This window comes from Nocardia sp. NPDC041819 (assembly GCF_055590505.1).
This window is the reverse complement of record NZ_JBVJAP010000003.1, coordinates 481322-507247: the sequence shown is the minus strand read 5'-3', so window position 1 is coordinate 507247 and position 25926 is coordinate 481322. Positions and strand designations below refer to the sequence as shown.

24 protein-coding genes are annotated in these 25926 nt (G+C 69.4%); 18 read left to right on the top strand and 6 right to left on the bottom strand.

Translation table 11 applies throughout. The features are described from left to right. Positions 1 to 39 precede the first annotated feature (39 nt). Together otsB and kstR are read right to left on the bottom strand one after the other, a co-directional pair. Positions 40 to 2613 carry a trehalose-phosphatase gene (gene otsB, locus ACZ6DL_RS14070; protein WP_466051132.1) on the bottom strand — a complete coding sequence of 858 codons (2574 nt, stop codon included), beginning with the start codon at positions 2611 to 2613 and terminating at the stop codon, positions 40 to 42. Positions 2614 to 2869: 256 nt separating this feature from the next. Next, a complete protein-coding gene (gene kstR / locus ACZ6DL_RS14065; protein WP_040864563.1) occupies positions 2870 to 3520 on the bottom strand; it encodes a cholesterol catabolism transcriptional regulator KstR in 651 nt (216 codons plus the stop codon). Positions 3521 to 3662: 142 nt separating this feature from the next. Here kstR and ACZ6DL_RS14060 point away from each other — a divergent pair, with 142 nt between their 5' ends. The 7 genes from ACZ6DL_RS14060 (at position 3663) to ACZ6DL_RS14030 (ending at position 11138) form a co-directional block, all read left to right on the top strand. Continuing rightward, the gene (locus tag ACZ6DL_RS14060; protein ID WP_466051130.1) at positions 3663 to 5813 is read left to right on the top strand and encodes an acyl-CoA dehydrogenase family protein; all 2151 of its coding nucleotides are present in this window, start codon (positions 3663 to 3665) and stop codon (positions 5811 to 5813) included. Then, complete coding sequence (locus tag ACZ6DL_RS14055) at positions 5797 to 6903, top strand: acyl-CoA dehydrogenase family protein (protein ID WP_466051128.1); 1107 nt, start codon at positions 5797 to 5799, stop codon at positions 6901 to 6903. The genes ACZ6DL_RS14060 and ACZ6DL_RS14055 overlap by 17 nt, the downstream gene beginning before the upstream one ends. Beyond that, positions 6888 to 8048 carry an acyl-CoA dehydrogenase family protein gene (locus ACZ6DL_RS14050; protein WP_466051126.1) on the top strand — a complete coding sequence of 387 codons (1161 nt, stop codon included), beginning with the start codon at positions 6888 to 6890 and terminating at the stop codon, positions 8046 to 8048. Before ACZ6DL_RS14055 ends, ACZ6DL_RS14050 begins: the two co-directional genes overlap by 16 nt. Before the next feature lie 18 nt (positions 8049 to 8066). Beyond that, complete coding sequence (locus ACZ6DL_RS14045; protein ID WP_357038203.1) at positions 8067 to 9002, top strand: bifunctional MaoC family dehydratase N-terminal/OB-fold nucleic acid binding domain-containing protein; 936 nt, start codon at positions 8067 to 8069, stop codon at positions 9000 to 9002. Beyond that, positions 8999 to 9418: a MaoC family dehydratase gene (locus ACZ6DL_RS14040; RefSeq protein WP_466051124.1), complete on the top strand. Its 420-nt coding sequence runs from the start codon at positions 8999 to 9001 to the stop codon at positions 9416 to 9418. The genes ACZ6DL_RS14045 and ACZ6DL_RS14040 overlap by 4 nt, the downstream gene beginning before the upstream one ends. After that, positions 9411 to 10589, top strand: coding sequence for a lipid-transfer protein (locus tag ACZ6DL_RS14035; RefSeq protein WP_466051122.1), 1179 nt, complete (start codon positions 9411 to 9413; stop codon positions 10587 to 10589). Before ACZ6DL_RS14040 ends, ACZ6DL_RS14035 begins: the two co-directional genes overlap by 8 nt. A gap of 111 nt (positions 10590 to 10700) precedes the next feature. Beyond that, positions 10701 to 11138, top strand: coding sequence for an NUDIX hydrolase (locus ACZ6DL_RS14030; RefSeq protein ID WP_466051120.1), 438 nt, complete (start codon positions 10701 to 10703; stop codon positions 11136 to 11138). A gap of 10 nt (positions 11139 to 11148) precedes the next feature. Here ACZ6DL_RS14030 and ACZ6DL_RS14025 read toward each other — a convergent pair whose 3' ends face one another. Further along, the gene (locus ACZ6DL_RS14025; protein ID WP_466051118.1) at positions 11149 to 11727 is read right to left on the bottom strand and encodes a TetR/AcrR family transcriptional regulator; all 579 of its coding nucleotides are present in this window, start codon (positions 11725 to 11727) and stop codon (positions 11149 to 11151) included. Between the two features lie 62 nt (positions 11728 to 11789). On the opposite strand from ACZ6DL_RS14025, the gene zapE reads away from it, so the two are divergent. The 8 genes from zapE (at position 11790) to ACZ6DL_RS13985 (ending at position 18674) form a co-directional block, all read left to right on the top strand. Next, positions 11790 to 12806 (top strand): cell division protein ZapE, encoded by a 1017-nt coding sequence (gene zapE / locus ACZ6DL_RS14020; RefSeq protein WP_466051116.1) that lies wholly within the window; start codon positions 11790 to 11792, stop codon positions 12804 to 12806. A gap of 178 nt (positions 12807 to 12984) precedes the next feature. Continuing rightward, positions 12985 to 13905, top strand: coding sequence for a DUF4129 domain-containing protein (locus tag ACZ6DL_RS14015; protein ID WP_466051114.1), 921 nt, complete (start codon positions 12985 to 12987; stop codon positions 13903 to 13905). Between the two features lie 34 nt (positions 13906 to 13939). Next, entirely contained in the window at positions 13940 to 14425 is a 486-nt protein-coding gene (locus tag ACZ6DL_RS14010; protein ID WP_466051311.1) for a hypothetical protein, read from the top strand. Between the two features lie 29 nt (positions 14426 to 14454). Then, the gene (locus tag ACZ6DL_RS14005; RefSeq protein WP_466051112.1) at positions 14455 to 15417 is read left to right on the top strand and encodes an AAA family ATPase; all 963 of its coding nucleotides are present in this window, start codon (positions 14455 to 14457) and stop codon (positions 15415 to 15417) included. After that, on the top strand, positions 15414 to 16688 hold the full coding sequence (locus ACZ6DL_RS14000; protein ID WP_466051110.1) for a DUF58 domain-containing protein: 1275 nt from the start codon (positions 15414 to 15416) through the stop codon (positions 16686 to 16688). The genes ACZ6DL_RS14005 and ACZ6DL_RS14000 overlap by 4 nt, the downstream gene beginning before the upstream one ends. Continuing rightward, positions 16685 to 17146, top strand: coding sequence for a hypothetical protein (locus ACZ6DL_RS13995; protein WP_466051108.1), 462 nt, complete (start codon positions 16685 to 16687; stop codon positions 17144 to 17146). Before ACZ6DL_RS14000 ends, ACZ6DL_RS13995 begins: the two co-directional genes overlap by 4 nt. A 162-nt stretch (positions 17147 to 17308) precedes the next feature. Beyond that, on the top strand, positions 17309 to 18181 hold the full coding sequence (locus ACZ6DL_RS13990) for an SDR family NAD(P)-dependent oxidoreductase (protein ID WP_466051309.1): 873 nt from the start codon (positions 17309 to 17311) through the stop codon (positions 18179 to 18181). Between the two features lie 19 nt (positions 18182 to 18200). After that, the gene (locus ACZ6DL_RS13985; protein WP_466051106.1) at positions 18201 to 18674 is read left to right on the top strand and encodes a MerR family transcriptional regulator; all 474 of its coding nucleotides are present in this window, start codon (positions 18201 to 18203) and stop codon (positions 18672 to 18674) included. Positions 18675 to 18898: 224 nt separating this feature from the next. Here the strand turns inward: ACZ6DL_RS13985 and ACZ6DL_RS13980 are convergent, their stop codons facing one another. The 3 genes from ACZ6DL_RS13980 to kstD all read right to left on the bottom strand — a co-directional run bounded on the left by ACZ6DL_RS13980 (position 18899) and on the right by kstD (position 22483). Continuing rightward, entirely contained in the window at positions 18899 to 19372 is a 474-nt protein-coding gene (locus ACZ6DL_RS13980; RefSeq protein WP_466051104.1) for an NUDIX domain-containing protein, read from the bottom strand. A gap of 293 nt (positions 19373 to 19665) precedes the next feature. Then, complete coding sequence (locus ACZ6DL_RS13975; RefSeq protein ID WP_391464658.1) at positions 19666 to 20532, bottom strand: MaoC family dehydratase; 867 nt, start codon at positions 20530 to 20532, stop codon at positions 19666 to 19668. 244 nt (positions 20533 to 20776) lie between these two features. Beyond that, positions 20777 to 22483 (bottom strand): 3-oxosteroid 1-dehydrogenase, encoded by a 1707-nt coding sequence (gene kstD, locus ACZ6DL_RS13970; RefSeq protein ID WP_466051102.1) that lies wholly within the window; start codon positions 22481 to 22483, stop codon positions 20777 to 20779. 105 nt (positions 22484 to 22588) lie between these two features. On the opposite strand from kstD, the gene ACZ6DL_RS13965 reads away from it, so the two are divergent. From ACZ6DL_RS13965 to ACZ6DL_RS13955, 3 genes are read left to right on the top strand one after another with little or no spacing between them, the layout of a single operon-like run. Beyond that, entirely contained in the window at positions 22589 to 24211 is a 1623-nt protein-coding gene (locus ACZ6DL_RS13965) for an FAD-binding protein (RefSeq protein ID WP_466051100.1), read from the top strand. Position 24212: 1 nt separating this feature from the next. Continuing rightward, on the top strand, positions 24213 to 24998 hold the full coding sequence (locus ACZ6DL_RS13960; RefSeq protein ID WP_466051098.1) for a 2-keto-4-pentenoate hydratase: 786 nt from the start codon (positions 24213 to 24215) through the stop codon (positions 24996 to 24998). 10 nt (positions 24999 to 25008) lie between these two features. Then, positions 25009 to 25917, top strand: a complete 909-nt coding sequence (locus ACZ6DL_RS13955) for an acetaldehyde dehydrogenase (acetylating) (RefSeq protein WP_357038259.1) — start codon at positions 25009 to 25011, stop codon at positions 25915 to 25917. Positions 25918 to 25926 lie beyond the last annotated feature (9 nt).

Sequence of the window (25926 nt, the reverse complement as noted above, 5' to 3'; positions counted from 1 at the left end):
ACGATTCCTCGTTCGCGGGCCCTCGGCGCGATGCGCGGGTCAGACCAGCGCGGCCTCTACCGGCTGGCCGAGCAGCTGCGCGCAGCGCAACAGACCGAGATGGCTGTACGCCTGCGGGTGGTTACCCAGCGAGCGTTCGGCCACCGGGTCGTACTCCTCGCTGAGCAACCCCGTCGGGCCCGCGACGTCGACCAGCTGGGCGAACAGCGCCTCGGCGTCGGAGCGCTTCCCGATCAGCAGGTACGCCTCGACCAGCCAGGCCGCGCACAGGTGGAAGCCGCCCTCGCCGCCGGGCAGGCCGTCGTCGTGGTGGTACCGGTACACGGTCGACCCGCTGCGCAGCTCGGCCTCGGTCGCCACGACGGTCGCCGCGAAGCGCGGGTCGGACGGGTCGATCAGGCCGCTCAACCCGATGTGCAGGGTCGCCGCGTCCAGGTCGGTGCCGTCGTAGGCCGCGGTGTAGGACTGCACCTCGTCGTTCCAGCCCTTCGCCTTCACCTCGTCGGCGATGGTGTCGCGCAGCACCGGCCAGGCCGGGTCGATCTCGCGGTCGAATTTCTGCGCCAGGGTCAGCGCCCGATCGACGGTCAGCCAGCCCATCACCTTCGAGTACACGTGGTGGCGGGGGTTGCCGCGGATCTCCCAGATGCCGTGGTCGGGCTCCTGCCAGCGCCGCTGCACCGCCGCGACCATGGCGCACACCAGGTCCCAGTCGGCGTCGGGCAGCACGTCCGCCGGAGCGGTGACGCCCCGCAGCTCCCTGGCGTGCGCCAGGGTGGCGATGAGGTCGACGATCGGGCCGAAGACGTCCAGCTGCACCTGCATGTTGGCCGCGTTGCCGACGCGCACCGGGCGCGAGCCCGCGTAGCCGGGCAGCTGGTCGATCGAGGCCTCCGGCGGCAGCGTCTCGCCGTAGAGCGTGTACAGCGGGTGCAGGCGCTCGGGGCCGGGCAACGTCTCCAGCACCCGGTGTACCCAGCCGAGGTAGTCCTCGGCCTCGGTGAGCGAGCCGAGCGAGACCAGCGCCTGCGCGGTGAGCGCCGCGTCGCGCAGCCAGCAGTAGCGGTAGTCCCAGTTGCGCACGCCGCCGATGTCCTCCGGCAGCGAGGTGGTCGCGGCCGCGAGGATCGAACCGGACGGGGCGTGCACCAGGCCGCGCAGGGTCAGCGCGGAACGCTTCATCAGGTCGGGCTTCAGCGGCGGCAGCGTGAGTTTCGACGCCCACTCCGACCAGTACCGCTCAGCTTCCCGTCGCCGCTCCGTCTCACCCGCGGCGGCGGGATCGAGATCGGTGGTGCCGCAACGTAGTTCGAGCACGATGGGTCCCTTGGACGGGTCGACCACGGCCCGTGCCGATTCGTGGGTGCCGTCCGAGACGATCTCCCACCGCACGCCGGGGGAGCGCAGCACGATCGGATCGTTCGTGCCGTGCACGCGCAGCCCGCCTTCCTGCGCTTCGAGGTTCACCGGCACCTGGCCGAACTCGGGCCGCGGGGCGAAGGTGACCACGGCCCTCGCGTCACCGGTGATCACCCGGGTGAGGTCGGTGCGGTTGGACGCCACGTCGTGCGGCAGGTAGTCGGTGACCTGCAATTTCGCCCAGCGGGTTTCGACGGTCATCGTGCCGTCGACGTAGCGCTGCGAGAGCGGCAGACCGGGGCGCTCCGGCTCGATGGTGAAGTGACCGCCCTGCGGGCCACCGAGCAGGTGGGCGAACACCGCGGCGGAATCCGGCTCCGGGTGGCAGAACCAGGTGACCGTGGCGTCCGGGGTGAGCAGCGCGACCGAACGCGGGCTGGCCAGCATGGTCAGGCGCTCGATGCGCGGCGCGCTCGCGCCGGCCAGCCAGGTCCGGCGCTCCTCCAGTAGGTAGGCCAGCGCCCAGGCGACGGCCTCGGTGCTGTCCACCCGGAACTTGGCCAGGCTCTCGCCCTCGCCGACCTTGATGCCGACGTCGGGACCCGACAGCACCCGGAACGCCTTCTCGTCGGTGACGTCGTCACCGAAGAACACCGCGGCCGAGGCCCCCGCCTGATGCCGGACGGTGTCCAGTGCCGTGCCCTTGTCGGTCTGCACCACGGCCAGCTCGATGACCGACTTGCCCTCGGTGACCTGCACGCCGAACCAGCACGCCGGACCGAGCCGGACCTGCGACAGCGCGCGATGACCGATCTCCGGGCTGGCGTTGCGCACGTGCAACGCGACGCTGGCCGGCTTGATCTCGACGGTGACCCCCGGATTGTCCGAGGCGACCTGGTTCAGCGCCGTCTGCACCTCTTGGAGCAGATGCTTGGCGTCGTTGTCGATCGCGTGCACGAAGCCGACGTCGAATTCCGAGCCGTGGCTGCCGATCAGTTGCACCTCGACGGGCAGTCTGGACAGCGCCGCGAGATCTCGCAGCGCGCGACCGGAGATCACGGCGGCCGTGGTCCCGGTCAGGCCGGCGAGGGCTCGTAACGCGCTCACCGATTCCCGATGGGGAAAGGCTTTGGCCGGGTCGGACACGATGGGCGCGAGTGTCCCGTCGTAGTCCGATGCGACCAGCAGCCGTGGCACGCGCGCGACCGTCGACAGTGCACGGCGAAGTTCCAGTGGCAGATCCTGTGCGCTCACGCATCCAACCTAGTGATCGGAGGATTTTTTCAGGGGGCGGGCAAAACAATACTGTGTTGAATTTGCCGCACAGAAGCGCGCCGGTCCGCGTGCGCACGATAACGCAGGTGCTGAACCGGTGTCCGGTGGATCTGCCCAGCTAACGGCGACGGGATCGGAGCGGGTGAGCTTCGTCCCAGCACAGGGGAGGTCTTCGGGCCCGGCGGGTGGCCGGGGCCGAATTCGCTCGATGTGCGCTGAGAGATCCCGACTGAGCTTACTGGTTGCGTTCGCCGAGCAGGAGGTCGACGGTCAGTTCGAGTCGTTCGGTGACGTCGGTGGCCGAGGCGCGCCGAGTCAGCCAAGCGACCAGATTCGACAACCACACATCGCTGATCACCCGCGCGATGGCCAGCTGCCGTTCGGTGGGCTCGCCGTCGTTCATGGCCCGCGCGAAGACGCGGTCCATCACCTTGCCCACGCGGTCCACCTCGGCGGCGGCGGAGGCGTCGGCGAACATGAACGCCCGGGTCATGGCCTCGGTGAGCAGGGGGTCGCGCTGCATCATCCGGGTGATCTGGGTGAGCAGCAGGTGCATGCGCTCCTGCGGGGACTGCCCGGCAAGCGGCTTGCGTTTGCCTTCGATCTGCTCGAATTCGCGCGACAGCGCCGAGACCAGCAGGTGCACCTTGGACGGGAAGTAGCGGTACAGCGTGCCGACGGCGACGTCGGCGCGCTCGGCCACCGCGCGCATCTGGACCGCGTCGTAACCACCTTTGGACGCGAGTGCCAAGGTCGCGTCCAGGATCCGCTTGCGCCGTTCACGCTGCGCCGCCGAACTCAGCTCGTCCTCGCTGAGCGTGGTGACCGTGGCCGCGGGCCGGGCCGCGCTCGAGTCGGCTGGTTGCGATCGGGACGGACTGGCCATTGATGAAAGTCCTTTCCGGAAACGTCGTTTCGTCGGCTGCGCGCGGTGTCGCCGCGGCGTGATGGTCTCTTGACTTCCGCCCGGCTAGGATATTAGAACATGTTCTAGGTGTGGGAGTCACGCCGGAAAGGCGGTATGGAGTGTGACCATCGCCACCACTGACGAGCATAAAGCCGTTCAGGAGTCGATGCGCGGATGGGCGGCATCGGTCCGTCCAATTGCAACAATGCGGACCGGCGCGGCCGACTTCTGGCGCGCCTACTGGCCCGCCTTGGCCGAGATCGGGATCTTCCGGGTCGCGGTGGCCGAGGACGCGGGCGGTGCGGGCGGGTCGGTCTCCGATCTGGCCGTGCTGGTGGAGCAGGCGGCCCACGACCTGGTCGGCGGTCCCGTGCTCGCAACGGCTTTGGCCAATCTGATCACCGCGGGCCGGCTCGACGAGGACCTGCCCTGCGGGGTCGCGCTCGACTTCGTCGTCGGTTCGACGGTGAGCGTACCCGCCGCAAGCGACGGCGTGTTGCTCACGGGTACCTGGGATTCCGTGCTCGGCGCCGCCCCCGGCACCGCCGTACTGCTGCCGATCGATCAGCCGCAGGGGCAGCGGTGGTGCCTGGTCCAGCCCGATGCCGTCGGCCTGCGCGTGGAGGCGCTCGCGCCGCTGGATCCGAGCACGCCGCTGGCCCGGGTGCACTGCGCCGATCTGCGCGTGCCCGCCGAACACGTGTTCGTCGCGCCGTACGCCGCCGGGGATCTGCTGGTCGCGCTGGTCGCCGCCGAACTGTCCGGCCTCGCGGGCTGGTGCCTGGAGACCGCGGTCGAGTACGCCAAGGTGCGCGAGCAGTTCGGTCGCAAGATCGGTTCGTTCCAGGCGGTCAAGCACATCTGCGCCTGGATGCTGTGCCGCACCGAGCTCATCCGCGCCGTAGCGGCCGACACCGCGGCCGCCGTGGACGACGGCGGCGCCGAGCTGCCGATCGCCGCCGCCATCGCGGCCGCGATCGCCCTGGACGACGCGGTCGAGACCGCCAAGGACTGCATCCAGGTGCTCGGCGGCATCGGCTTCACCTGGGAGCACGACGCGCACCTGTACCTGCGCCGGGCGACGGCACTGCGGCAACTGCTCGGCGGCTCGGCGCGCTGGCGGGCCCGGGTCACCGAGTTGACCCGTCAGGGCCTGCGGCGCACCACCGGCGCCGACCGGGTCTTCGCCGAGGAGGGCGTGGCCGTGGACGGCGACAGCGCGCAGGAGCTGGCCGCCGAAGTCGCGCGGATCGCCGCCCTGCCCGCCGATCGGCAGCGCGACGCATTGGTCGAGGCGGGTCTGGTCATGCCCCATTGGCCGCGGCCGTATGGACGCGCCGCGGACCCGATGACCGGTCTGGTGATCTCCGAGGAGCTGCGCCGCGCCGGGCTCACCGCGCCGGATCTGACCATCGGCGGCTGGGCGATTCCGACGCTGTTGCAACACGGGACCCCGGAGCAGATCGAGCGCTTCGCCTGGGCGACCTTGCGCGGCGAGGTGGTCTGGTGCCAGCTGTTCAGCGAACCCGAAGCGGGCTCCGACCTGGCGGCGTTGCGCACCACCGCGAAGAAGGCGGACGGCGGCTGGGTGCTGCGCGGTCAAAAGGTGTGGACTTCGCTGGGGGACAAGGCGAATTGGGCCATCTGCCTGGCGCGCACCGAACCGGATGCGCCCAAACACCGTGGCATCACGTACTTCTTGGTCGACATGCACAGCGCCGGACTCGAGGTTCGGCCGCTGGTGCAGATCACCGGGGAGGCGCGTTTCAGCGAGGTGTTCCTAGACGACGTGTTCGTGCCGGACGACTGCGTGGTCGGGGCGCTGAACAACGGATGGAAGATCGCACGCTCCACCCTGTCGACGGAGCGCGTGGCCATGGGCGGCAACGGGATCGGGCCGGTGCTCGAGGAATTGATCGCGAAATCGCCCGCCACCGGCCCCGGCGCTGAGCTGGTGAACGACCGGCTGGGTGGATTCGTCGCCGAGGCGATCGCGGGCCTGCTGCTCGAGCAGCGAGCCGCCGTGAAGATGCTGGCGGGCGGCGACCCCGGCGCACAGAGCAGCGTGCGCAAGCTCGTCGGTGTGCGACACCGCCAAGCGGTCGCGGAGTTCGCCGCGGAGGCGGCGGGCCCGCTCGGCGCGCAGGACTCCGACGTGACCAAGGAGTTCCTGCTCACGCGTTGTTTGTCGATCGCGGGCGGAACCGAGCAGATCCTGCTCACCGTGGCCGGTGAGCGGATTCTGGGGCTGCCGCGTGACGCGGACAGCTAGCCGTACAGCCAATCGGGAGACAAGCGTGGACTTCACCAGGGACGAGGGCCAGGATGCCGTGGCCGAGGTCGTCGTGAGCTTGCTGGAACGCGAACCGGCGCGCGACATGCGGCTGTGGCCGAAGCTGACCGACTCCGGCTTGCTCGTCGTCGCGCTGCCGGAGCGGTTCGGCGGCGACGGAATGGGGCTGCTGGAGGTGTCGGCGCTGCTCACCGAGCTGGCGACCGACGCGGTGGCGGTGCCGGCGCTGCCGACGCTCGGCTTCGGCGTACTGCCGTTGGTGGCCTGCGCGCCGGAGCACATCCAGGCGCTCGTGCTGCCCGCGGTCGCCGAGGGCGCCGTGCTCACCGCGGCTCTGAGCGAACCGGCGGCTCCCTTCGCGGTCAAGCCGGAGACGGCCGCGGTCGTCAGCGGCGACACGGTGCGCATCACCGGGCACAAGGTCGCCGTTCCGTACGCCGAGGAGGCCAGCTGGCTGCTCGTGCCGACCAACGCCGGGATCGCCGTGGTGGACGCGCAGGCAGACGGCCTGACCCGCACAGCAACCCCGGTCTCCGGCGGCATTCCCGAGTACACGGTCGGGCTGGACCAGGTGGAGATTCCCGCCGACCGACTGTTGCCCGTCGGTCTGGCCGACCTGCACCGGCTGGCGCTCGCTTCGATCGGCTCGGTAGCCGATGGATTGCTCAAAGGCGCGATCACCCTCACCGCCGAGCATCTGCGGACCCGTCACCAGTTCGGCAGGCCGCTGGCCGAGTTCCAAGCGGTGGCCCAGCAGATCGCGGATCTGTACGTCGTCTCGCGGACCCTGCACGTCGCCGCGGTCGCGGCGAACTGGGCGCTGGCGCAGGACGACTCGAGCCAGGACCATCGCGAGCGCACCGACGACGACCTGGAGATCCTGGCCTACACCGTTGCCGCCGAACTGCCCGCGGCCATGCAGAAGTGCCATCACCTGCACGGCGGACTCGGCGTGGACATGACCCATCCGATGCACCGCTATTACTCACAAGCCAAGGACATCGCCCGCTGGCTCGGCGGCGCGTCGTTCCGGCTCGATCGATTGGGGGCCAGATGTTCATCGACCTGACCATCGAGCAACGTCGGCTGCGCGACGAACTGCGCGCCTACTTCGCCGATCTCGTGACTCCCGAGGAGGAGGCCGAGATGGCGGTGAACCGGCACGGCGACGCCTACCGCGCCGTGGTACGCCGGATGGGGCGCGACGGCTGGCTCGGCGTCGGCTGGCCCAAGGAATACGGTGGCCAGGGTTTCGGGCCGGTCGAGCAGCAGATCTTCTTCAACGAGGCGGTCCGGGCCGACGTCCCGCTGCCGCTGGTGACGCTGCTGACCGTCGGCCCCACCTTGCAGCAGTTCGGCACCGACGAGCAGAAGCAGCGGTTCCTGCCGGGCATCCTGTCCGGTGACATCCATTTCGCGATCGGCTACTCCGAGCCGGAGGCGGGCACCGACCTGGCCTCGCTGCGCACCTCGGCGGTGCGCGACGAGTCCGGGGACTGGATCGTCAACGGGCAGAAGATCTTCACCACGGGCGCGCACGAGGCCGACTTCGTCTGGCTGGCCTGCCGCACCGGTTCGGCCGAGTCCCGCCACCGCGGCATCACGATCCTGATCGTGGATACCACCGATCCCGGCTACTCGTGGACGCCGATCATCACCTGCGACGGCGCGCACCACACCAACGCGACCTATTTCGACAATGTGCGCGTTCCGGCGAACCTGCTGGTCGGGGAGGAGAACCGGGGCTGGAAGCTGATCACGACGCAGCTCAACCACGAGCGGGTGAGCCTGGGGCCGTCCGGCAAGATCGAGCAGCTCTACGACCGGGTGCGCGACTGGGCGCAACCGCGCGGCGTGCTCGCCGAACCGGACGTGCGGCGCGCGCTGGGCCGCATCCACGCCATGGTGCGGCTGAACGAACTGCTGAACTGGCAGGTGGCCGCGACGGTCGATGGTGACCAGGCCCAGGTGATCGCCGACGCGTCGGCCACCAAGATCTACTCGACCGAATCGCTCCAAGAGGCGGGCAGGCTCGCCGAGGAGATCATCGGCCGCTACGGCGACCCGGCCGACCCGGCCACCGGCGAACTGCTGACCTGGCTGGACCGCAGGACCAAGCAGAACCTGGTGGTCACCTTCGGCGGTGGCGTCAACGAGGTGATGCGCGAACTGGTCGCCTCGTCCGGACTGCGGTTGCCGCGAGTACCCCGATAACGAGTGAAGGAGCCGCGCGTGCCGGAAACCACTACTCCGGAAGCGATCATCGCCGCAGCCGAGGCCATTCGGGCGGCGGGTGAGTGCGCGCCCCGTTTCGGGCGTGATCCGGTGAACCAGCCGATGATCAACAACTGGGTCGAGGCGCTCGGCGACGCCAACCCGATCTATGTCGACGAGGAGGCGGCGCGCGCGGCGGGTCATCCCGGCGTCGTCGCGCCGCCCGCCATGGCCCAGGTGTGGACCATGTTCGGGCTCAACGGCTCCCGCCCCGCCGACGACCCGATGGGCGCGGCCACCGAGCTGCTCGACGCGGCGGGTTACACCTCCGTCGTCGCCACGGATTGTCAGCAGACCTACCACCGCTACCTCGAAGTCGGCGAGCAGGTCTCGGTCACCAGCACGCTGTCGGATATCCGCGGCCCGAAGCGCACCGCGCTGGGCGAGGGATGGTTCGTCACCTTCCGGACCAGTTGGCGGGTCGGTGACGAGGTGGTCGCCGAGATGCTGTTCCGCCTGCTGAAATTCGCCCCCGGCACGGCGGCGCCGAAACCCGCCGCGGGTGAGCGGGTCAAGCCGCTGGTCTCCTGGGACACCGAATTCTTCTGGGAGGGAACGAAAGCGGGCGAGCTGCGCATCCAGCGGCTGCCGGACGGATCATTGCGGCATCCGCCCATTCCGGCCATCTGGCAGGACAAGTCGAAGCCGACCGACTACGTCGTCGCCTCCGGGCGCGGCACCGTGTTCAGTTACGTCGTGCACCACGCGCCGAAGGTGCCGGGGCGGCAGCTGCCGTTCGTGGTGGCGCTGGTCGAATTGGAGGAAGGCGTGCGCATGCTCGGTGAACTGCGCGGCATCGACCCCGCCGAGGTGCGGGTCGGCCTGCCGGTCGAGGTGGGCTTCGAGAAGCTCGACGACGAGGCGAGCCTGCCGGTCTGGCAGGTGGTCTCATGACCGCCGCCGTGGCACCGGACGCCGTGCGCGTCGGCACGCTGCTGCCCGAGTTGGTGATCCACGCCGAACCGACGTTCGTGATCAGCACCGCCTTGGCCACCAGGGACTTCCAGGACGTGCACCACGACCGGGACAAGGCTGTCGCTCGCGGCTCGAAGGACATCTTCGTCAACATCCTGACCGACACCGGTTTGGTGCAGCGTTTCGTCACCGACTGGGCGGGCCCGCGCGCCGTCGTCAAGTCGATCGCGCTGCGCCTTGGCGTGCCGTTGTACGCCGGGGACACGCTGACGCTCACCGGCACGGTGACCGCGCTGGAGGGCGACGACATCCACATCGACGTGGTCGGCAAGGACAGTCTCGGCGACCACATCACGGCCACGGCCGTCATCGCGTTGCGGAGGGCCGATGTCTGAGCAGAGCATTTCCGGCCGCGCCGCCATCGTCGGCATCGGGGCCACCGACTTCTCCAAGGACTCCGGCCGCAGTGAACTGCGCCTGGCCGCCGAGGCGGTCACCGCCGCGCTGGCCGACGCGGGCCTGTCGCCCGCCGACGTGGACGGCCTGACCACGTTCACCATGGACACCAACACCCAGGCCGCCGTCGCCAGGGCGGTCGGCATTCCGCAGCTGAAGTTCTTCAGCCACATCGGCTACGGCGGCGGCGCGGCCTGCGCCACCATCCAGCAGGCCGCCATGGCGGTGGCCACCGGGATCGCCGATGTAGTGGTGGCCTATCGTGCGTTCAACGAGCGGTCGGTGTCGCGGTTCGGGCAGTTCTCCACGGCGCTGGCCACCGCGCCCACCTCGTCGGGCATCGACGCGGGGTGGTCCTACCCGCAGGGGCTCGGCACGCCGGCCGCGCAGGTCGCGATGGTCGCCCGGCGCTATATGCATGTCTACGGGGCCACCAGCGAGGACTTCGGCCGAGTGGCCGTGGCCGACCGCAAGCATGCGGCGGTGAACCCGGCCGCCTTCTTCTACGGCAAGCCGATCACGCTGGAGGAGCACCAGAATTCCCGCTGGATCGCCGAGCCGCTGCATCTGCTGGACTGCTGCCAGGAGTCCGACGGCGGCGTCGCGATCGTGGTCACCAGCGCCGAGCGGGCCCGCGATCTGCCGCAGCGTCCGGCTGTGATCGCCGCTGCCGCCCAAGGCTCGGGAGCCGACCAATACGTGATGACCAGCTACTACCGCGACGCCATGACCGGTCTTCCGGAGATGGGCCTGGTCGGTGACCAGCTGTGGGCGCAAAGCGGATTGCGCCCGGAGGACATGCAGGCGGCGATCCTCTACGACCACTTCACCCCGTTCGTCCTCATGCAACTGGAGGAGCTCGGGTTCTGCGGACGGGGCGAGGCGAAGGACTTCATCGCAGGCGGCGCCATCGAGGCCGGCGGCCGCCTGCCGCTCAACACCCACGGTGGCCAGCTCGGCGAGGCCTACATCCACGGTATGAACGGCATCGCCGAGGCCGTGCGCCAGATTCGCGGCACCTCGGTCAACCCGGTCTCCGACCTGACCAACATCGTGGTCACCGCGGGCACCGGCGTCCCCACTTCCGGCCTGGTTCTCACCACCGGCTGATCCTCGCTTCGCGTACTCGGGTCTTGCTTCGCACCCGCTACGGCGGGTGCGAAGTGCTGACCGAGTGTCGTACGCCTCGGGTGAATCGCGGCGGCGCGTAGGTTGGGGCCGGTGGTGGTCCGGCATGTAGTGGATGTGCATGTGCTGTTGCTGCGCGGCGCGGAGTTGTTGCTGAGCAGGCGACGCAGCGCGGACGAGTTCGACGGGTTGTGGCACCTGCCCGCCGGGAAGTTGGAGGCGGGGGAGTCGGCGCTCGCCGCGGCGGTCCGCGAGGCGGGCGAGGAGGTCGGCGTGCTGATCGACCCGGCGGATCTGCGGCACGTCCATTCCGCGCATGTCGTCGATACCGGGCGAGAAGCCCGGATCGGGTTGTTCTTCGAGACTCGCCGCTGGGCGGGAGAGCCGGCCAACCGCGAGCCCGACAAGTCCTACGAACTGCGGTGGTTTCCGCTCGCGAAGCTGCCGGAGAATCTCATCCCGTATCCGGCCGCCGGTATCCGCGGCTACCTCACCGGCGAGACCTACAGTCAGCGGGGCTGGCCGCGCTGAGCGGCGGCGGTCACGCGCGCAGGTGCGCGGCGAGGATGCGGGCGAGCTGCCGCACGCTTTCCGGTGTGTCCGGGCGCAGGGCGGTGCGGTGGCCCGCGAAGCGGTCGAAGACGGCTCCCTCGACGACGGCGACGAAGTCGTCCGCCCGGGTCTCCGGGTCCGCCGCACCTATCGCGCGGAACAGGTCTCGGGCCCGGTCGGTGGAGAACAGGCTGCGTACGAGCCGGGGATGCAGGTCGCGATCGTCCAGCAAATCGATGAGCAGAGCGTGCCGGGCGATCAGGTGCGCGCGCCGTTCGGCCAGTAGCCGGTCCAGCCAAGAGGCGATGGCCACGGCGATCGCTTCCGGCGCCATGGCACCGGTCGGCGCGAGTGCGGCCGCGGCGAAATCGTCGCGGGATCGGGTGGTGATCCGGTCCACGATGGCTTCGATGAGCGCGCGTTTGCTGCGGAAGTAGTAGGAAGCCGACCCGGCGGGCAGGCCCAGCTCCGCGTCCAGCGCGCGGTGCGTGAGCGCGCGCAGGCCCCTCGCCGCGATCAGTTCGATAGCCGTGTCGACGAGGAGCGCGCGCCGGTCGCCTGTGGACATGATCACCCTTCCTGCCGCGGAGCGGCCTCGTCCTCTACAAATGTAGAGGACGAGGAGGTGTCATGGAACCCGAGAACATCCAGTGGGATTCCGATCAGGCGCGGGCGGCGGCGCGGTTACGCGAACTGGTGGATCGGCGCGGCCGGCCGGCCCGGCGCCGCCGCGGCGTCTATCTCCATGGCAGACCCGGTCGCGGCAAGACCATGCTGATGAATCGGTTCTTCGCCGAGGTCGCTTCGGAACGTAAGCGGCGCTATCACTTTCACCAGTTCTTCGCTGGTCTGCATGCCGCGGCGCACACGTCCGGCTCGATCGACGCCGCGGTGGACGCGCTGCTCGGCGATGCCTTGCTGGTCTGCTTCGACGAATTCCACGTGCACGACATCGGCGACGCGATGCTGATCGCGCGACTGCTCGACGCGCTGTTCGCCCGCCGTATCGCACTGGTGGTGACCTCGAACTATCCGCCGGGCGAGCTGTTGCCGAATCCGCTCTTCCACAACCGGTTCGTGCCGACGATCGAGCGGATTTGCGCGAGCATGGACGTGGTGGCCGTCGACGGCGCGATCGACTATCGCTCCTCGGGCTTCCGTGGCTCCCGCACCGGATTCGCCGCCGGTCGATATCTCGTGGATCCGGCGGCTCGGAATACGCTCTCGGCGGCGACCACTGGCGTCTGGAAACGCGATGCGGCACAACGCGGTGATGAATCACCGGTCGAGATTTCCATCGGCACGCGGAGATTGCGCGCCATTGCCGTAGACGGCGGTGCTCTCGTCATCGACTTCGCCGAATTGTGTGGTGTCCCAACATCCGCGGCGGATTATGTGGTGCTGGCCCAACGATTTCCGCACTGGGAAATACGAGATGTACCCCCGCTGCGCGAAGTTCCGCCCGCCTGGTCGATGCGTTTCGTGAACCTCGTCGACGTTCTCTACGACACCGATCGCGAACTCGTCGTCGTCGCGGCTTCGGTGCTCGATGAGCTGGTGCGGGACGTCCGGGAAGTGCCGGATATCTCACGTTTGGCGAGCCGGCTTTGTGAATTGTCCCAGTCTTCGACCGAAATCGCCCGGTAGTCGCCGCCGCTCCGGAGGGCCTGCCGGGTCCCCACACAGGTGCGGTTTAAGAGGAGGGACTCCGAAGTATTCCATTCCATCCCGAGCGGACCGCCCGGCATGTAACTATGTGGCTGTTTTGTGCAGTACTCAGATTTGGTGGTAGCCAGTGGCCCGGGCGCGAGCGCCGATATCGCGCGTGATCGTCCTGATCACGCTGCTGGCTTTTGCCGCCATCGCTCTGCACGGATACATCCCAGGAATTACCGAAGTCGGGCCGCGCAGGCACGTGCCGTCCGCCTTGTCGGTCGCGCTCATGCCGGTGCTCCTGAGCGTGTCGATCGTGATCCTGTTGGCGGGGGTGATCGCCAGTCAGCACCGGTTGCCGCTGGCCATGCCCGAGCCGGAACGGGAGGACGAGCGCAGGCAGTGGCGTCTGGGGCGGACCGGCCTGGTGGTGCTAGGCGCGCTCGCGCTGCTGGGGGTGCTGCTCGCGGCGGCGTCGGCGATCTACTTCATCGGCGCGAGCGGGCCGAGCGAGCCCGCGCGCCCGGCGGCGCCGGCCACCACCACGGGCGCCGCCCCGGAGCCGGGGACCTCGGCGCCGCCCACCGAATACGACCCGAGGTCGGCGGAGCTGACCGGGACGGCGCTGGTGCTGGCCGGAATCGCGGCAGCGGGGTTGGTGACGGTGGCGATGAGCGGTTTGGTCGTGGTCGCGGTGTCGTCGCGGCGCAAGCCCGCGCCCACGGCCGCGCCCGCGGCTCCGGCGGCGCCCACCGTGGCGGACTCGCTGGCACGCGCGGCGGAGATGGGCCTGGCCGCGATGAACGCCCCGGGCCAGGACCCGCGCACCGCGATCATCGCCTGCTACGTCGCGATGGAGCGCGGTTTGGCCTTCGATCGCTCCGCCGCTCCGCTCGCCTCGGATACCCCGATGGAAGTGCTGGCCCGCGCGTTCGAACGCGGCGCGCTGCACGACGCGTCCGCCCGCGAGCTGGTCGCCCTGTTCGAGGAGGCCAGGTTCAGCCCGCACGCCATGCTCGAATGGCAGCGCATGCGGGCCGAGCAGTTGCTGCGCATCGTGCTCGCCGACCTGCAAGGGGAGGTGCCCGCGTGACCGGCCGGGCGAGAAAGGACGTTCCGTGAACCGGATGGGGGTGGTGATCACCGGCGTGATCGTGGTCGTGGGGATCGAGCTGGTCGCCGTCGAGCGCGCCCGTGGGCTGTTGCTGATCGTCGCCGGGATCCCGGTAGCGGTGGCGCTGGGCTGGCTGATCTGGTCGCTGTTCGAGCGCTCGGAGGCAGGGGACGACGAGGTCGAGGATATGGAGAACGGTCCGGCGGAGATGCTGCAACGCTGGCACGCCAGGGTGCAGATGCTCGCCGACCGCGCGGACGGTACGCGTGCCGATTGGGACCGGCACCTGCGTCCGCTGCTGGCCAAGGAGTTCGAACTCTCCAGCGGCCAGCGAGTGGCGAAGAACCGCCGAGCGGTCGAGGCCGCGGGAATCCACCAGTTCGGGCCCGAATTGTGGCGCTGGGTGGATCCGGCCAATTCGGCCCTTCGTGATCAGACCAGCAGGGCACCGGGACGTGCGGCGCTGGACGAGATCCTGAGCCGCCTGCAGAGAATGTGAAATGGGTTGAGGCAAGTGCGGGTACACAAATGACCATGCCGATGGACGCGACCATCCAGCGCAGCGAGGCCGTGCTCCGGGAACTGTCCCGGGTCGTGGTCGGCAAGCAGGACGAGTTGCAGTTGATCATGATCGCCGTGCTGTCCGGTGGGCACGTGCTGATCGAGGACTTACCCGGCCTCGGAAAGACGCTCATCGCGAGATCGTTCGCGGCCGCGCTCGGGCTGCAATTCAACCGCGTACAGTTCACCCCCGACCTGCTGCCCGCCGACCTGCTGGGGTCGACGATCTACGACATGTCCACCGGCCGGTTCACCTTCCGCCGCGGGCCGGTGTTCACCAATCTGCTGCTGGCCGACGAGGTGAACCGCACCCCGCCCAAGACGCAGGCCGCGCTGCTGGAGGCGATGGCCGAGGGACAGGTCAGCATCGACGGCGAGACGTTCCTGCTGCCGCAACCGTTCGTCGTGCTGGCCACCGACAACCCGATCGAGTACGAGGGCACCTATCCGCTGCCGGAAGCCCAGCTCGACCGGTTCGCCATCCAGCTGCGGCTGGGGTATCTGTCCGAGCAGGACGAGACCCGGATGATCCGCCGCAGGCTGGAGCGCGGCTCACAGCAGCCGCAGGTCAACCAGGTCGTGGACGCGAACGGACTGCTGGAGATGCGGCAATCGGTCGAATACGTGACCGTGCACCCCGACGTGGTGAGCTATGTCGTCGCGCTGGCCTCGGCCACCAGGGGGCACCCGCAGGTCGAAGTCGGCGCGAGTCCGCGCGCGGAACTCGATCTGGTGCAGATGTCCCGGGCGCGCGCGTTGCTGCTCGGCCGCGACTACGTGATCCCCGAGGACGTGAAGGCGCTGGCGATCCCGGCCATGGCGCATCGGATCACGCTGCGGCCGGAGATGTGGGTGCGCCGCATCCGCGGCGAGGACGTGATCACCGAACTGCTGCGCCGTCTGCCGGTCCCGCGCGCCACCGTGACATGAGGCACCGCGACGCCAGCTCCGCGGTCGACGCCGAATTGCGGTGGCGGCCCGCACCGCTGGTCTTCATGCTCGCCGGGTGCGCGGCGGTGGCTTTGGTGCTCGCGGTGGTCCTCGGCAGATGGCAGCTGCTCGTGTTCGCCGCGCCGCTGCTCGGCGTGCTGGCCACCGCGCGGTTTCAGCAGTCCTCGACGAGGATCCAGGTCGACGGCGGCGGCACGCTGCGCTGTTTCGAGACCGAGGAAGTGCTGCTCACCGTCGCCGCCTTCGTCGAGAAGGGGCACGCGCTGCTGCGCCTGAAACCGCAGGGTTCCACCGGGCTGGCGATGCAGGTCGAGGAGGCCAGCGATTCCGGAATCGCCCCGGCCGGGTTGCGGCTCGCGCTCTCGGCGAGCAGATGGGGGCGCTACCCGGTGTCGGTGCGGGTCTCGGCGCTGAGCCCGGCCGGGCTCGCGGTCGCCACCGTCGTACTGCCCGCGGGCCAGCTGTTCGTCTATCCGATCACCGATCCGCAGCGGATGCGTCTGCCGCGCACCGAACTTCCCGAGCGGCTCGGCACCCACCTGACCCGCAGGCACGGGCCCGGCGTCGAGTACGCCGACATCCGCGCCTACGCACCCGGCGATCAGTTGCGCATCGTGAACTGGCCGGTGAGTGCGCGGCGCGGGCGGCTGTATGTCACCGAGCGGCTGACCAACCGTTCCGCGGACGTCGTGGTGCTGGTGGACACCTCACAGCAGGCGCCGGGACCGGCCACCGACTCGCTGGAGCTGTCGGTGCGCGGCGCGGCGCAGGTGGTGCAGTCGACCTTGCAGGCGGGCGACCGGACCGCGGTGGTCTGCCTGGGCCAGGCGCCGCGCTGGCTGCGGCCGGACATCGGACGCCGCCAGTTCTACCGCATCGTCGACACCGTGCTCGACGTCGGCGACGAGCACATTCCGACCACGGGCACCCTCGCGCCGCACGCGGCCGTGCCGCTCGGTGCGATCGTGGTGGCCTTCTCCACGCTGCTGGACACCCAGTTCGCGCTCGCGCTGATCGACCTGCGCAAGCGCGGACACGTGGTGGTCGTGGTGGACGTGCTGCGCGGCACACCGTTCCGGGACGACCTCGACCCGATCCTGGCCAAGATGTGGCAGCTCGAGCGCGCGGCCATGTACCGGGACATGGGCACCGTCGGCGTCGACATCGTGGCGTGGCCGGAAGACGCGCGCCTGGACCAGATCATGCGGGCGCTTCCCGAGCACCGCAGGACCGTGCGGGTGCGCCGATGACCAAATTCCTCGCCGTTCTCTCCGGCGTGCTGCTGGCGACGTCGGTGGCACTGCTGGAGCCGTGGATCGGCATTCCCGCCCTCGTCATCGTCGGGCTCGGCTGGTGGCTGCGGCCGCTGGCGGTCTGCGCGGTGCTGCTCGCGCTCGGCGTGCTGGTCATCGCCGACGCGGGTGTGCTCGCCTCCGCCGCAACGGGATTGGTGGCCACGACCTACCTGCTCAACGCCGCCACGGTGACCGCGCCGCACGGCGTGGTGCCCACCACGATCCCGTCGGTGGCCGGGGCGGTCGGCTTCACCGCGGCCGCCGTCCTCGCCGCCCTCGTCCCCCTGCGCCTGGCCTGGGCGCCGCTGGCCGCACCGGTGCTCGTGCTGGTGCTGTACGCCCTGGTGATCCAGGGCGTCGCGGCCCGACGGGGGCGCGGCGACCGGGAACTAAGGCCGTCCGGCGAAGTCTAGGACGCTCGGCACTTCGCTGAGCGCATCGGCGCGCTCCCCGGCGTGCACCGCGCCGAGACCGAGATCGTCGCAGTGGATCAAGCGGGCCGGACCGCTCGTCGCCTCCCGAGCCTGAGCGCGCGGCTTGCCTTCGAGCGCGCTCGAAGCTTTAGCGTCGGGGCCATGACCACGACGAGCGAGACGAAGACATGGATCATCACGGGTGCGAGTTCGGGCCTCGGCCTGGCGCTCGCCGAGGCGGCACTCGCGGCCGGCGAGCATGTGATCGGGACCGCGCGGCGGGCCGGCCGTTTCGACGGGCTCGAGGCGCGGTACGGGGATCGGTTCCTCGCCATCGAGCGCGATGTGCGCGACACGGCGGGAGCGGCTGCGGTCGTGCAGCGGGCGCTGGAGGTGTTCGGGCGCGTCGACGTGCTCGTCAACAATGCCGGCGCCGGACAGGTCGGTGCTGCCGAAGAGATCACGGATGCCGAGCTGCGGGCCATGCTCGAGCAGCACCTGTTCGGCCCGGCCGCCTATGTGCGTGCCGTGCTGCCCCACCTGCGGGAGCGTCGCTCGGGTGCGATCGTGCAGATGAGCAGCCAGGGCGGGCGGATGTCGTTCCCCGCCGTCGGCAGCTACTCAGCAGGCAAGTTCGCGCTCGAGGGCTGGTCGGAGGCGCTCGCGGGCGAGGTCGCGCCGTTCGGCATCCGCGTCCTCATCGTCGAGCCCAGTCGCTTCCGCACCGCGTTCAACGCCGCCGACGTGCTCAACACAGCGCAGCAGAGCTCGATCTACGATCGAGTGATCGGTGCCGTACGCGCGAATATGGCCGAGGCCGACGGCATCCAGGAGGGCGACCCGGCACGCGCCGCCCGGGTGATCCGCGACATGCTCGACACCCCCGGCGCGCCGCTCCGGCTCCCGCTCGGTGCCGAGGCGGTTCGCAATCTCACCCGCGTCTACCGTGGTGCGCTCGAGGACGTCGAGAAATGGGCGTCTGTGAGCGAGTCGGCGGACTTCCCGGGCACGCCGCCCGCGGTGCGCGCGTTCTGATCGCCGTACGCTGCGGGCCATGGCCACTGAAGCGCTGATCGAAAGCATCCTCGCTGCCAGCGACGGGCCATCCTCGTCGGCGATCGATGCGCTGCACGAGCTGCTCGACGACGCCACGATCGAGGCCTCGGCGATGCCCAAGGGTATCGCCGCGGCCGCCAGGCTTGTCGGGCTGTCGACGCACACCCTCCGGTACTACGAGCAGGAGGGACTCGTGCGGCCCGCTCGCAACGCCTCCGGGTACCGCGAGTACTCCGCGTTCGACCTGCGCCGCCTCGTCTTCCTCACCCGGATGCGCCTGTCCGGCATGACCATGACCGACCTCAAACGCTACATCCTGCTCGTCGAGCAGGGCCCGAACACCGTCCCGGAACGCCGCCGCATCATGCTCGACCAGCGAGACCGAATCACGCGGCAGATCCGTGAACTCGGCCTGGCGCTGGAGACCACCGAATACAAAATCCGCGTCTACGACGGACACCCGGAAGGCTGACGCCCGCCAACCGCGCCACCACCACCGGCGGCGCAGCGGCCACCTTGTCCGGCATGAACCCCAGCAAACACGACGCCCCGCAGCCCGAATCCGCCATCACCGCTGGTCGAGGCAACTTCGTTGTTTTTCGCGGGATTACTATCGGAACCCCGTAGCGGCCGCTTCGCGACGACATCGAACGCGCGGCTGTAGAAAGTGATCTCTCTCGGCTGGATGTTTCGCGGTCACCCCAGATACGGACTCGTGCGCTGTTCGGCGTGGTGCCGCAACCGGAGCCGAACAGTCTCGTGTACGGGCAGCGTCTCGAGTTCTTCGAGTCGCAGGAACTCGACAGAGGTCGATTCATCGGACACGGAGATTTCCCCACCGGTCACTCTGCCGTAGTAGACCACTGCGAACTCTTGCCGGACCTCTCCGTTCGCGTGTTCGATCACGTGCTCGGGGTCGGTGTAGATACCGAGCAAGCCGGTGATCTCTATGTCCAGTCCGGTCTCTTCGCGAGTCTCCCGAACCGCACAATCCTGCAGGGTCTCGCCTATTTCCATGATTCCACCGGGGAGAGACCAATTACCCGAGTCGCCACGGCGTTGCATCAGCACACGCCCGTCCTCGTCGGTCACCAGCGCGGAAGCTCCCGGCTTCAGCGAGTTCGGCCGTGGCGCGTTCGGATCTCGGTAGTAGTCACGCCGTGAGCCCATTGGCGAATCCTTGCGTCGTCGAGTAGGGGGTGACAGTGCCCCATATCTGTTCGAACTGGTCGGCGAACGATCCGAATATCCCGTGCTGCGACAACCGGCGCAGATAGCCGGATCTATCGGAGGCGCGGGAGCGCTACCCGCGACTTGCTGGACTCTGGGACCGGGTTCGACACGACTACTGGGCCGAGATGCTGAACGCTGGAATGCTTCCAGGAGACGAGCGCCCGGCCACGCAAGACGCCCCGCGGACGCGCGCACCCACATGTGGCGCGCCGTCGTGCGAGGGAGACTGCTCAGGCGGGGCGGATCCGTAGGGAGACGTCGCCGAGGACAGGTGCGTCGTCGCGTTCTACAACGGTCGCCGCGATGGTGAGTACGTCGTCCTGGCGCCAGATCCGGGTGCGGATCGTCTCGCCCGGGTAGAGCACGCCTGCGAACCGGGCGCGGAATCCGATGACGCGGCTGGCGTCGGAGTCGAGCACGGTGTCGGTCGCGGTCTTGCAGACGATGCCGTAGCTGCACAATCCGTGCAGGATGGGCGCGGGAAACCCGGCCGCGCGAGCGAATTCCGGGTCGGAGTGCAGCGGGTTGCGGTCGCCGGACATCCGGTAGAGCAGCGCCTGCTGCGGCAGCGTCGGCGTGGTGACGTCGAAATCCGGTGCCCGGTCGGGCAATTCCGACTTGGTGCTGGGGCCGCGCTCGCCGCCGAAACCGCCCTCGCCCTTGGCGAAGATCGAGGAGCGCTCGGTCCACAGCGGCGCTCCGTCGGAGCCGGTGACCGTGTGCTCCTGGACGATGACCGCCGCCGAGCCCTTGTCCCAGACCTCGGCGATCCGGCTGACCTTGGTCGCCTTGCCCGCGGCCGGGATCGGCCGGTGCACCTCGACCTCCTGGTGACCGTGCACCACCTTCGCCAGGTCGATCTCGATGCCGGGAAAGCTCACCCGTGGCGGCTCGGTCTCGTGCACCGTCGCCGCCACGGTGGCGAAGGTCGGCAGCACCTGCGGTTCCCGATCATCGAGATAGCGCAGCTCGGCGGGGTCGGTCCAGCGCGTGCCCGCACCGAGGCCCAGCTGGTAGAGCTGCACGTCCGAGGGGGTCCAGGCGAACTCCCGGCTCGGCAGTTGCGCGCCGAGCGCGATCTTCGGGTCGATGGGCATCAGTTCTCCTTGTGCATGATTGTGGATGGATCCGGCCCGCCCGCGCCGCGAGCGAGGCCGCGCCGGAACTCGACGGCGCCCGGGTCCGATCCTGCGCTTCCGGGACACCGGCCCGCCAGTGCGTCGTCCGTTCCGCGGGACCGTTCAGCGGCTACGCATCGGCCTGTGGATGGATCGCAAGGTGGGGCCGAGCGCATTCCGGCGGGCAACGCCTGCGAGCCGTGGCTCGTACCGCGTTCTCGTCTCACGCCCCCGCGGTGGCGGCGGGCTGGTCCTTCTTGCGCTCGACGATATCCAGCACGGCGAGGTAGCCGAAGGCGATCGCGGGGCCGATGGTGGCGCCGGGCCCTGCGTAGGTGTGGCCCATCACCGGTGTGGAGCAATTGCCGGAGGCGTACAACCCCTCGATGGCGCTGCCGTCCTCGCGCAGCACCCGCCCGGCGGTGTCGGCCACCAGCCCGCCCTTGGTGCCCAGATCGCCCGGCACGATCTGGGCGGCGTAGTACGGACCCTCCACCAGCGCGGCCAGGCACGGGTTGGGCCGCACGGTCGGATCGCCGTAGTACCGGTCGTAGTGGCTGTCGCCACGGCCGAAATCCTCGTCCTTCCCGGTCTCGGCGAAACCGTTGAACCGGGTGACGGTCGCGGCCAGCTGGTCGGCGGGCACGCCGATCTTGCCTGCCAATTCCTCGATGCTGTCGGCCTTGACGATGAAGTCGTTTTCCATCCACCGGGATGGAAAACGCTGACCGGGCTGTAGCCCGGCGAAGATGTAGCGGTTCCGGTAGCGCTGGTCGAACACCAGCCACGCGGGGATGTTCTCGCCCGGTCCCTCACCCTGCCCGTACTCGCCGCCGTACATGGTGTGCACCGCCTCGACGTAAGGAGCGGACTCATTTCCGAATCGCTTGCCGTCGGCGTTCACCATGATGCTGCCGGGCAGATTCCGTTCGGCCAGCGCGAACCACGGTTTGCCGCCCTTGAAGATGGTCGGCCCCCACCAAGCGTCCTCCATGAAACCGATGGCCGCGCCCGCCGCCATGCCCGCTTGGATGCCGTCGCCGGTATTGGCGGCCGCGCCGGTGGTCCACTCGGTGGTGATGGGCTGGCGCTGGTATTTGGTGCGCATTTCCGCGTTGTGCTCGAAACCGCCGCTGCCGAGGACGACGCCGTAGCGTGCGGTGAAGGTGACCGGCTCGCCCTCGTGCAGCGCGTGGACGCCGGTGACGACGCCATCGGTCACGACGAGGTCGGTCATCGGGGTGTTCAGCAGCAGCGGCACGTTCGCGTCCATGAGCCCCTTGCGCATGCCCGCGATGATGGCCTGCCCCATGCCGACGATGTGTTTGCGGGTGAACTTGGCCCAGTAGGTGCGCGCGCCGACGCGCATCGCCCGGAGCATGCCCTTCGGATGACGCCGGATCAGATTGAGCCGGACGAAGTCGGCCTGCATGACCACTACGTTCAGCGGAGCCTTCGCGTACGGCGGCTCCAGATTGAACCGCTCGTCACCCAGGATCTTCGTGTCGAAGGGCCTGGGCTCGCACGAGCGACCCTCGGGCCGCCCGCCCGGCGCCTCCGGATGGTAGTCGGAGTAGCCGGGCACCCAGGTCATCTTCAGCGGCGAGTGATCGAGCACGAAGTCCAGCGCTTCGGCGCCGCGATCGATGTAGGTATCGATCCGTTCGGAGGGCACGACGTCGCCGATGATGCTGTGCAGGTAGGTGCGTGCGTCCTCGCGGTCGTCGGGCCGACCGGACGCGCGCAGCGCCTTGTTGCCCGGGATCCACACGCCGCCGCCGGAGCGCGCGGTCGACCCGCCGTAGTGTGCGGCCTTTTCGATGACCACCACGCTCAGGCCTTTGTGGGCCGCGGTGAGGGCAGCGGTCATGCCGGCGGCGCCGCTGCCGACCACCACCACGTCGTATTCCCGATCAGTCATGTAGAACACGTTATAGAATGGACGCGCCATTGGTCTATGTTGTGTGGCAGAAGACTTGCTCGACGTTCCGTTTGTCGAGGAAACTTGTTTCAGTTTCAGACCGGAGTTAAGAACATGGGCCTCGAATGGGACCTGGCCACCGACGTTGTGGTGGTCGGATACGGCGCCGCGGGTGCGGCGGCCGCGCTGGAAGCGACCGCGGCGGGCGCGCAGGTGCTCGTGCTCGAGCGGTTCGCCGGAGGTGGGACGTCGGCGCTGTCCGGTGGCATCATCTACGCGGGCGGCGGCACCTCGGTGCAGCGGGAGGCGGGAGTGGAAGACACCCCGGAGGCGATGTACGCCTACCTCGAGCGCGAGGTCGGCGACGCGGTCACCCCGGAGACGCTGCGCAAGTTCGTCGACGAGAGCCCGCAGCTGATCGAGTGGCTGAAGGCGCACGGCGTCCCGTTCGAAGCCTCGCTGTGCCCATACAAGACCTCCTACCCCAACGACCGCTACTACCTCTACTACTCCGGCAGCGAGATCTCCGGCGCGTTCCGGGACATCCCGGCCGCCCAGCGCGGCCATCGGGTGAAGGGCAGGGGCACCTCGGGCAAGAAGCTCACCGGACCGCTCGCCGCCGCGGCGTCCCGCGCAGGTGTCCGGGTGGAAACCCTCACCCGGGTGACCCGATTGATCACCGACGCGGCGGGCGCGGTCATCGGCGTCGAGTGCAACACGCTGCGTGACGCGCCCGGCCGGGTCCGCGACCGCTACACCCGCATGGCGAAGGTCGCGGCCAAGCCTGGCATCTACTACCCGCCGCTGCGGCGGGCGCTGGAACAGCGGCTGGACCGGCTGGAACGCCGCTACGGCAGCACGATTCGCGTTCTCGCGCGGCGCGGGGTGGTGCTCAGCGCGGGCGGATTCATCGCCAATCGCGACATGGTGCGGCAGTACGCGCCCGCCTTCCACGGTGGTCTCGCCCTGGGCACCACCGCCGACGACGGCAGCGGCATCCTGATGGCCCAGCAGGCCGGCGCGGCGGTGGACCACATGGACAACGTCTCCGCCTGGCGTTTCCTGCTCCCGCCCAGCTCCTTCACCGGCGCGTTGCTGGTGGACGCCGCCGGTCGCCGGGTGATCGACGAGACGCGCTACGGCGCCGCGGTGGGCCACGCGCTGATCACCGAGCACGACGGCAAGGGCTGGCTGCTGGCCGACGACCCGCTGATGCGCACCGCGATCGGGCAGATCGGCAAACAGGGCGCCTGGTTCCAGCGCGGGCAGTTCGAAACGATGCGGCGCACCGCGATTCGCGGCGCCACCTTGGAAGAGGCCGCCGCGAAGGCGGGCATCGACCCCGCCGGGCTGCGCGCGACGGTAGAGGCGCACAACACCGCGATCGAGACCGGAGCCCCCGATCCGGTCGGCAAGCCCGGGGAGTTCACCAATCCGGTCCGCACCGGCCCGTTCTGGCTGTTGGATGTGGGCATCAAACCGAGCCTGACCAACCCGTGCCCCATGCTCACCCTCGGCGGCGTCGTCGTGGACGAGCGCACCGGCGCGGTCAAGACGGCCGAGGGCGACGACATCCCGGGGCTCTTCGCGGCCGGACGCACCGCGATCGGTGTCTGCTCCAGGTCCTACGTCAGCGGGCTGTCGCTGTCGGACTGCATCTTCTCCGGCCGCAGGGCAGGCCGGTCCGCCGCGGGCGAGCAGGTCTCGGCGCTCGAAAAAGCAACGGAAGGAAACTAGCGTGCTGTCCGACGCGGTACGAACCGAACTGGCCGACGAACTCGAGCGCGCCGAGCGCGAACGGGTCGCGATCGATCCGCTGATCGCCCGCCACCCCGACATCGATGTGGTCGACGCCTACGAGATCCAGCTGATCAACATCCGGCGCAGGCTCGCCGCGGGCGCGCGCGTGGTCGGGCACAAAGTGGGCCTGTCCTCGAAGGCCATGCAGCAGATGATGGGCGTGGACGAACCCGACTACGGGCATCTTCTCGCGGAAATGGAAGTCTACGAAGACGTTCCGGTCGAGGCGGGCCGCTACCTGTTTCCCCGGGTGGAGGTGGAGGTCGGGTTCGTGCTCGGCGCCGACCTGCCGGGCGCGGACTGCACCGAAGCGGACGTGCTCGCCGCCACGGTCGCCTTCGCGCCCGCGATCGAACTGATCGACTCGCGGATCAAGGACTGGAACATCGGCCTGGCCGACACCATCTCCGACAACGCGTCCTCCGCCGGTTTCGTGCTCGGCGCCGAGCGCGTCGCGCCGGAGGACATCGACATCAAGGCCATCGACGCGGTGCTCACCCGCAACGGCGAGGTGGTCGCCGAGGGCCGCAGCGACGCCGTGCTCGGCGACCCGGTGATCGCGGTGGCCTGGCTGGCGCGCAAGGTCGCGAGCTTCGGCGTCCGGTTGAAGGCCGGTGACATCGTGCTGCCCGGCTCGTGCACCCGTGCGATCGACGCCCGTCCGGGCGAGGAGTTCCACGCCGAGTTCGCCGGACTCGGCTCTGTCCGTCTGCAATTCACCTAGGGAGGCTGTCGTGTCCAACGGGACCGTCACCGCCGCGATCGTCGGGTCCGGCAACATCAGCACCGATCTGCTCTACAAACTGCTGCGCTCGGAGAAGATCCAGCCGCGCTGGATGATCGGGATCGACCCCGACAGCGAGGGCTTGAAGCGGGCGCGTGGACTGGGGCTGGAAACCTCGCACGAGGGCGTGGACTGGCTGCTCGGGCAATCCGAGCTGCCGGATCTGATCTTCGAGGCGACCTCGGCGTATGTGCATCGCGCCGCCGCCCCGCGCTACGCCGAAGCCGGGATCCGCGCCGTCGACCTCACTCCCGCCGCCGTCGGCCCCGCCGTCGTGCCGCCGGTGAACCTGGGCGCGAATCTCGACGCGCCGAACGTCAACATGATCACCTGCGGCGGCCAGGCGACGATCCCGATCGTGGCCGCGGTGTCACGCGTCGTCCCGGTGCCGTACGCGGAGATCGTCGCGTCGGTGTCGTCGGTCTCGGCTGGCCCCGGCACGCGGGCGAACATCGATGAGTTCACCAAGACCACCAGCCGCGGCGTCGAGACCATCGGCGGAGCGCAGCGCGGCAAGGCCATCATCATCCTGAATCCGGCCGAGCCGCCGATGATCATGCGCGACACCATCTTCTGCGCCATCCCCGACGACGCCGACACCGATGCGGTCGCCGACTCGATCCACCGGATGGTCGCCGACATCCAGCAGTACGTCCCCGGCTACCGGCTGCTCAACGAGCCGCAGTTCGACGAGCCCTCGGTGGTCTCCGGCGGGATGGCCAAGGTGTCGGTGTTCGTCGAGGTGGAGGGCGCGGGCGACTTCCTGCCCCCGTACGCGGGCAACCTCGACATCATGACCGCCGCCGCGACGCAGGTCGGCGAGGTCATCGCCGAACAGATCGTCACGGCCCGGGTGTAAGGAGCTTTC

Coding starts and splice junctions, on each gene's coding strand:
- ACZ6DL_RS14050 (WP_466051126.1), top strand. CDS start 6,888: ATGTTCATCGACCTGACCATCGAGCAACGTCGGCTGCGCGACGAACTG.
- ACZ6DL_RS14010 (WP_466051311.1), top strand. CDS start 13,940: ATGGGGGTGGTGATCACCGGCGTGATCGTGGTCGTGGGGATCGAGCTG.
- ACZ6DL_RS13980 (WP_466051104.1), bottom strand. CDS start 19,372: ATGGGCTCACGGCGTGACTACTACCGAGATCCGAACGCGCCACGGCCG.
- ACZ6DL_RS14000 (WP_466051110.1), top strand. CDS start 15,414: ATGAGGCACCGCGACGCCAGCTCCGCGGTCGACGCCGAATTGCGGTGG.
- ACZ6DL_RS14040 (WP_466051124.1), top strand. CDS start 8,999: ATGACCGCCGCCGTGGCACCGGACGCCGTGCGCGTCGGCACGCTGCTG.
- kstR (WP_040864563.1), bottom strand. CDS start 3,520: ATGGCCAGTCCGTCCCGATCGCAACCAGCCGACTCGAGCGCGGCCCGG.
- ACZ6DL_RS13990 (WP_466051309.1), top strand. CDS start 17,309: ATGACCACGACGAGCGAGACGAAGACATGGATCATCACGGGTGCGAGT.
- zapE (WP_466051116.1), top strand. CDS start 11,790: ATGGAACCCGAGAACATCCAGTGGGATTCCGATCAGGCGCGGGCGGCG.
- ACZ6DL_RS13995 (WP_466051108.1), top strand. CDS start 16,685: ATGACCAAATTCCTCGCCGTTCTCTCCGGCGTGCTGCTGGCGACGTCG.
- ACZ6DL_RS13975 (WP_391464658.1), bottom strand. CDS start 20,532: ATGCCCATCGACCCGAAGATCGCGCTCGGCGCGCAACTGCCGAGCCGG.
- ACZ6DL_RS13965 (WP_466051100.1), top strand. CDS start 22,589: ATGGGCCTCGAATGGGACCTGGCCACCGACGTTGTGGTGGTCGGATAC.
- ACZ6DL_RS14005 (WP_466051112.1), top strand. CDS start 14,455: ATGACCATGCCGATGGACGCGACCATCCAGCGCAGCGAGGCCGTGCTC.
- ACZ6DL_RS14035 (WP_466051122.1), top strand. CDS start 9,411: ATGTCTGAGCAGAGCATTTCCGGCCGCGCCGCCATCGTCGGCATCGGG.
- ACZ6DL_RS14025 (WP_466051118.1), bottom strand. CDS start 11,727: ATGTCCACAGGCGACCGGCGCGCGCTCCTCGTCGACACGGCTATCGAA.
- ACZ6DL_RS13985 (WP_466051106.1), top strand. CDS start 18,201: ATGGCCACTGAAGCGCTGATCGAAAGCATCCTCGCTGCCAGCGACGGG.